This is a genomic window from Neisseria sp. (assembly GCF_041804105.1).
In the GTDB taxonomy this organism is placed as follows: domain Bacteria; phylum Pseudomonadota; class Gammaproteobacteria; order Burkholderiales; family Neisseriaceae; genus Neisseria.
Genome location: NZ_JBHCJY010000037.1, coordinates 1 through 4,705 on the forward strand (window position 1 = coordinate 1; position 4,705 = coordinate 4,705).

A 4,705-nucleotide genomic window follows, 5' to 3' on the forward strand; every position below is an offset into this window, starting at 1 on the left:
CAGAAGGTTTCTCCGTTGCCCCGGCTGTTTCAGACGGCTGTTCGGGTTCGGTTGCAGGCGCAGACGGTTCCTCCGCTGTTCCAACCGTTTCAGACGGCTGTTCAGATTCTGTTGCGGGTGCAGACGGTTCCTCCGTTTTTCCAACCGTTTCAGACGGCTGCTCGGGCGTAACTGCGGGTGCAGACGGTTCTTCTGTTTTTCCGTCTGTTTCAGACGGCTGTTCGGGCGTAACTGCGGGCGCAGACGGCTCTTCTGTTTTTCCAACTGTTTCAGACGGCTGTTCGGGCGTAACTGCGGGCGCAGAGGGTTCTTCTGTTTTTTCAGCCGTTTCAGACGGCTGCTGGGATTCGGTTGCGGGTGTGGACGGCTCTACTGGTTGGGATGCAGCTTCCAAAGATGTTTCCGAAGGATTCTGCACGGCGGAGGGTTGTACTTGTGCAACCCCGTCTGCCGTGTCGCCGCCGCGCCGCGCAGCAGTCAAACCCACTGCGGCCAGGCCGGAAGCTACCACCACCGCGCCCCACAACTTCGCACCGCTTGTGCCACCGCCCACGGCCACTTCTTCGGCCACAGGCTGCGCCGCCTGCTGCCACGCCGCTTCATCGGCGGCGGTGGCAAACGTGTTGCCCGCCTGCAAGGTGTATTGCTGGTTTTGTATCGGCAAGCTCGTGCGGTAGCCTTGCAACACCAAATCGGGTGTGCTGCCGCGCGTTTCACTGGTATACACCCACAAATCGTCGCCCACCCACTCGACATCCGGCTGCACCACCAAGTTGCCTTGCTCGTCCAACAATTGATACGCCGTACCGGGCTGTGCCTCCACGGTAGCGGGCTGATTCGGATGTATCTTCACGGTTTCCGTTTTGCCGTTGCGGGTAATGTTGAGTGTGTAAGCTTTCATAGGTTTTCCGTAAAACAATGTGAAATATGTTGTATTAGAGCTGTCCATTATAGATTAAAGTTTGCCGACCGGAAGATATTCGGTATCGTTTTTAAAACAAACGGCATAAATTGACATAAAATAACAACAGTAATCATAATGAAGTTTATCTTCAAATTTACTTATTCAGACGGCCTATTTCGGATTTCAACCGCTTACTTTCACCCCGAGGCCGTCTGAAAACATATTTTTCGATGCTTATTGCAGGATATCATTGAGATTCGCAGCGTATTGGAATAATATTAGCCGCTGAAACACCCGAATACGCCACACAGCCACTACATCGGAAAATAACGGAGAACCGCCATGCCTCACCCCTCGAAGCACGCATCTATGAACATCAGCCTGATTCAGGCGCGCGAAGCCCTGATGACGCAGTTCCGCCCCATCCTGCACAACGTCGGCCTAACCGACCAGCAATGGCGCATCATCCGCCTTTTGGCCGAAAACGGCACGCTGGATTTCCAAGACCTGGCCAACCAAGCCTGCATTCTGCGCCCCAGCCTCACCGGCATCCTCACCCGCCTTGAAAAAGCCGACCTTCTGGTGCGCCTGAAGCCTTCCAACGACCAGCGCCGCGTTTATTTGAAACTCACCGCCGAGGGCGAACAACTCTACCACTCGCTCGGCGCCGAAGTCGACAAATGCTACGACCGCATCGAAACCGTGTTTTCAAAAGAAAAAATGCTGCAACTGCAAAGCCTTTTGGCCGAACTCTCCCACATCGGCGAGCATCTCGACAAACCATAATTCCTACGCCACATGACCGACACACACCCCCTGCAACAACCTTTCCGCGACGCCATGGCCTCATGCGCCGCCGGTGTACACGTTATCACCACCGACGGCAGCGCTGGGCGTTACGGCATCACCATGACCGCCGTCGCCCCCATCACCGACGAACCGCCCACCGTGCTGCTGTGCATCAACCGCCAGTCGGCCATCATCCCCATACTTTCCGCCAACAGCCATTTGTGCATCAACGTGTTATCCGCCCATCAGCAAGACATCGCCGAACACTTCGCCGGCCTCACCCCGCTGTCGCCCGAAGAGCGCTTCGAATACCACATCTGGCACCGCGGCCAAACCGGCCAACTGCAAGTGGAAGGCGCACTCGCCCACCTGCACGGCAAAATCACCGCCCAACACGACATCGGCACCCACCATGTGTTTTATGTGGAAATCGGCGAAATCAAGGTACACGACACCGCCGCACCCGCCTTGGTTTACTTTCGCAGAAACTTCAACAGCCTGAAATAAAACAAGGCCGTCTGAAAAAACGTTTTCAGACGGCCTTATGGCAATTTCCCTATTCTGCCGAATGCTGCGCCTTATGCTGCAAAGCTTCCATATCAATGACCCTGTCGGCCGACTCTATCGTTTCCTTGCGGTGCGCCACCATGATTTTGGTAATGTTTAGAAACTTCAAATTGTTATTAATCGCCTGCTCGTTTTCCATATCCAGATGGCTGGTTGCTTCGTCGAGAAACAGGATTTTCGGCTCGCGGTAAAGCGCCCGCGCCAGAATAATCCTCTGCTTCTGCCCGCCCGAGAGGGCGTTACCCATATCGCCGATCAGGGTTTCGTAACCCATGGGCATCTGCATGATGTCTTCGTGTATCATCGCCATCGCCGCGCATTGCACGATTTTCTGCTGGTCGGGCGTTTCGTCGAAAAAGCAGATGTTTTCGCTGATGGAGCCGGCAAACAATACATCGTCCTGCGTTACGGTGCCGCTCAGGCCGCGGATAAAGCGCGGCGAAAGTTGGTGGATGTCGTGGCCGTTAACCAGCACTTTGCCGGATTCGGGCGTAAGGTTGCCGATTAAGATATTCATCAGCGTGGTTTTGCCGCAGCCCGAGCTGCCGGTAAACGCCAGCGATTCGCCTTGTTTGATGTTCAGACTGATGTTTTTCAAAATATACGGCTCGGTTTCGGAATAGCGGAACGATACGTCGTCTACCACGATATCGATATCGCCTTCGATTTCGGGAATATAGATTTCCTTGGTTTTTTCCGTTTCCGTTTCGGTAAGCACAATGTCGGCCAAACGCTCGGCATGCAGGCTGAGCATGCGGATTTTGATGTATTGGTCGACCAACTCGCCCACGCGGGTTTCAAATTGGTTTTTATACGCCCAGAAAGCGGTCAGCGCGCCGACGGTAAAGCCACCGTCCAAGATTTTATCTGCGCCTAGGTAAACAATCAGAATACCTTCCACGCCGAATAAAAGCTTGTTGGCGAAATCGAAGATGTTGGTCAGCTTTTGTTTGGTCAAATCGGTATTCACCGTATCGACAAACAGGGTCATCCAAGAGCTGTGCCGCTGTTCGTTTTTCTCAAACAGCTTCACCGTGTGGATGCCGCGCACCGTTTCCATAAAATAGGTGTTCTGCTTGGCATCGTGCACAATGTTTTCTTCGGTGGCGTTGCGCAACGGGTAATAAGCGGCAATGCGGATAATGATGTATAAAACCAAAGCGATTAACACCACCGTTGTCAGCAGCCAACTGTAATAAAACATCAACACCAGCGTAAACACGGCCATGATGCCGCTCAGCACGGTTTTAAAGGCGGTGGACGTTAAGGTTTCCTGAATATTGTCGATGGCATGGAAGCGGGAAATCACATCGCCCAAATGGCGCTTGGTAAAATAATCGGCAGGCAATTCCAGCAATCTTTTGAATATATTGGCTTTCCACTGCACATTCAGCGTGGTGGTCAGATGCATGTTTACCCATGCCTGCAACAGGCCGGTAAGCTGTTCCAATATTTTCAGCAAACCGAAGCCCAACACCAGCGTTATCAGCAGGTTTCTATCGGCGGTAACGATCACATGGTCGATTACCCACTGCATCAGAAACGGGCTGACCAAGCCGAAAATTTCCAGCGCAAATGCCAACAGCAGCACCTGCGCCAGCGAGCGCTTGATGCCGGTAACGCCCCTTAACAAAGTGAGGATTTTGATTTTCTGTTTGTCTTCTTTGGCCTCGAAATGCGTGTTCGGCCACAACTCCAGCGCAATGCCGGTAAACTTCTGCGATACCTCTTCCTGCTTGATTTTACGCATCCCCACAGCGGGGTCCATAATCATAATGCCGTCTTTAACCACCTCTTTCAGCACCACGAAATGGTTTAAGTCCCAGTGCAGGATACAGGGCGTACGCAAATTGGGCAGATCGTCCAAATCCAGGCGCAGGGCACGCGAAGTCAGGTTCAAATCATTGGCGAAACGCACGATGTCGGCCAAAGTCAAACCCTTTTGCGACAACGAATATTTTTGCCGCATCGTACGCAAATCTGTATGGTAGCCGTGATAGCCGGCAATCGCGGTTAAGCAGGCCAAGCCGCACTCGGCAATCTCGGTTTGCAAAACAATCGGCAGCTTTTTGCTGAAACCGAACGACAAACGTTCTACATAACTCATCGCGTCAATTTCCCCGTGATACTGTAAAGCGGGTCGAGCACCCATTCATAAAGCTTTTTACGCTCGTGCAGAATATCGGCCTCGGCCACCATGCCGATTTGCAGCGGCTTTTCTTGGCCGTACACCTTTACCGTTTGTTTTGCCAATTTCACCTTTACCAAATACACCGGCTCGTTTGCCTGCGCCTGTATCGCCTGGTTTTCATTGTCGGCAGACACGCCGCCCAAACTGGCCAACTCCTGCTTGCCCAAAGCCGTTTTCGCAATCGAAATAATCTTGCCCTCTGCATGGCCGAACTTTTGGTAAGGATAAGCCTGATAGCGCAGCACCACCCTATC

General features: G+C 52.8%; 3 protein-coding genes and 2 pseudogenes. 2 read left to right on the forward strand and 3 right to left on the reverse strand.

All coding sequences use genetic code 11. The features are described 5' to 3' along the window. Positions 1-901 (reverse strand): annotated as a pseudogene (locus tag ACEYDX_RS03960) (hypothetical protein); the annotation flags it as partial. 345 nt (positions 902-1,246) lie between these two features. Here ACEYDX_RS03960 and hpaR point away from each other — a divergent pair. Next, positions 1,247-1,690, forward strand: a complete 444-nt coding sequence (hpaR, locus tag ACEYDX_RS03965; protein ID WP_085366931.1) for a homoprotocatechuate degradation operon regulator HpaR — start codon at positions 1,247-1,249, stop codon at positions 1,688-1,690. Positions 1,691-1,702: 12 nt separating this feature from the next. Continuing rightward, positions 1,703-2,200 (forward strand): 4-hydroxyphenylacetate 3-monooxygenase, reductase component, encoded by a 498-nt coding sequence (gene hpaC, locus ACEYDX_RS03970; RefSeq protein ID WP_373740738.1) that lies wholly within the window; start codon positions 1,703-1,705, stop codon positions 2,198-2,200. Positions 2,201-2,249: 49 nt separating this feature from the next. Here hpaC and ACEYDX_RS03975 read toward each other — a convergent pair whose 3' ends face one another. Together ACEYDX_RS03975 and ACEYDX_RS03980 are read right to left on the reverse strand one after the other, a co-directional pair. Beyond that, complete coding sequence (locus tag ACEYDX_RS03975; RefSeq protein ID WP_085367098.1) at positions 2,250-4,367, reverse strand: peptidase domain-containing ABC transporter; 2,118 nt, start codon at positions 4,365-4,367, stop codon at positions 2,250-2,252. Beyond that, positions 4,364-4,705, reverse strand: a pseudogene (locus ACEYDX_RS03980) (hemolysin D); the annotation flags it as partial. The pseudogene ACEYDX_RS03980 and the gene ACEYDX_RS03975, both read right to left, overlap by 4 nt.